This window comes from Aneurinibacillus sp. UBA3580, assembly GCF_002375825.1.
Classification (GTDB): Bacteria; Bacillota; Bacilli; order Aneurinibacillales; family Aneurinibacillaceae; genus Aneurinibacillus; species Aneurinibacillus danicus.
Genome location: NZ_DFMZ01000001.1, coordinates 20003 through 21802 on the forward strand (window position 1 = coordinate 20003; position 1800 = coordinate 21802).

2 protein-coding genes and 1 riboswitch are annotated in these 1800 nt (G+C 44.1%); both genes read left to right on the top strand.

Going from position 1 to position 1800, the window contains the following annotated elements; all coding sequences use genetic code 11:
• A partial coding sequence (locus B2899_RS00125; protein ID WP_286883133.1) for a DUF3891 family protein occupies positions 1 to 827 on the top strand: 827 nt, incomplete at its 5' end.
• Between the two features lie 230 nt (positions 828 to 1057).
• Positions 1058 to 1187, top strand: a riboswitch (cyclic di-AMP (ydaO/yuaA leader).
• 7 nt (positions 1188 to 1194) lie between these two features.
• The gene (locus B2899_RS00130) at positions 1195 to 1662 is read left to right on the top strand and encodes a C40 family peptidase (protein WP_246147209.1); all 468 of its coding nucleotides are present in this window, start codon (positions 1195 to 1197) and stop codon (positions 1660 to 1662) included.
• The last annotated feature ends 138 nt before the right edge of the window (positions 1663 to 1800 follow it).

A 1800-nucleotide genomic window follows, 5' to 3' on the forward strand; every position in this document is an offset into this window, starting at 1 on the left:
TTCTCTCTTTTCCTTCGTACCGCAATAAAAAACAGACACGACGCAAAGGAGAGGAACGAATGATTGTATATGAGCGGGGCGAAAAGTTTGTAATGGTGGCTCAGCATCATCATGCGCTGGCTTCCGGTGAGATAGCCCGTCGATGGAGAGAACGCTATTTTATTGGTAAAGACAAGCGTGAGGACGTACTTTACGGGATTAGCCAGCATGACCGTGGCTGGATTGATTTAGATAATACACCGTTCTGGAATGATGCAGACAAAAGACCGTATTCATTTGTTGAGTTTCCCCTTGTCCCTAAACTGTCTTTTTATCGAAAGGGAGTAGATGAAGTAGAAGAGACAAGTCCATACGGGGCTCTTCTTTGCAGTATGCATTATGTGTCTTTTTTTGACGGAACGAGCGAAGAGACCGCACTTTCCTATGTACGGGACGAACAAGCGCGGCAGCGGCGTTTGAGGGAGCGGCTTGGCATCGGAGAAGAGGAGGCTGCTGTTCTGCATTTCCATTTTACGCTTTTGCAGTTCTGCGATAATCTTTCCCTGTATATTTGTATTCAGGAACCCGGTATAGCAAAAGAGCAGGAAATTTCCTGGTACAGGAACGGGTTTCCGCAGCGGTTCACTTTCAACGGAGAAGAGAAGATTTCCGCCCGTTGGCTTGATCGGAAAACCGTGCAGCTTACTTCTTTTCCATTTGAAGAGGAATTTGAGGTGTCCGTGCCGCTGAAAGAAGTGACAAAGAAGGAAGTTGAACAACTTGGCATCGCCAAGGCGTACAGTCAAACAGGGTGGATAGAAAGAAATATATCATTTACGTATCAATGAAGAAAAAGGCGAATGCCTTTTTCTTCTCTCCTTCCTTCTTTATTTCAGGATTTTCACAAAAAATAAAGTGTATTTTTGTAGGTTGCAGAAAATTTCACTAAGATGTGTCTAAATTATGAACATTTTCTTGGAAATCTTCTCTTTTTCGATAGAATTCGATAAACTTAAACCGTTATTGTAAAGAGACAGAAGACATCAGAACTATTATAGAGGTGGCCAATTAATAGAAAAATGTTTACTTGCCGAATTCGCATCATGCGAAGCGGGGGACGATTTACTCTGGGGTGGATCCGTTTATACGGAAAGAGACCTTATCCTCTTAACCCGTCAACTAACCTCGTAGGCACGAAGGGAGTAAAACTAGGCTATGAGAAATAAGAAAATTCTGATGGTTGCAATGGCGGGTGTAATTGCGTTGGGCAGTCTTTTGGCGCCCGTAGGAACAGAAAAAGCATCTGCGGCCAACACATCATCTCTGGTAGCGAAAGCAAAAAGCGTATTGGGAGCGCCGTATAAATGGGGCGGTACCGGAAAGGGCGGTTTTGACTGCTCCGGTTTCCTGAATTATGTATTCAAAAGTCAAAAAATCACTCTGCCCCGCACCGCAAGCGCCATGTACAGCAAAGGCAAGCCTGTTTCACGTTCGCAGTTGCGTACGGGAGATCTGGTATTCTTCAAAACTTCAAGCCGTGCCGCTGTTACGCACGCGGGAATGTATATCGGGAATGGCAAATTTATTCATTCTTCGAGCAGCCGCGGTGTATCTATCAGCAGTGTCAATGACGAATATTATTGGGGAAGCCGTTATGTAGGAGCTAAGCGTATTGTGAAGTAAGTACATACGGATACATGTCTACATAAGATATTTGCTACTAACTCTCAACTGAAAGCCATTCGGTTGGGGGTTTTTTATTTTTCTGTGAAAATCATGAAGAAAGAGGGAGAAGAGGGAGGAAAAAAGATCCAGGGAAGA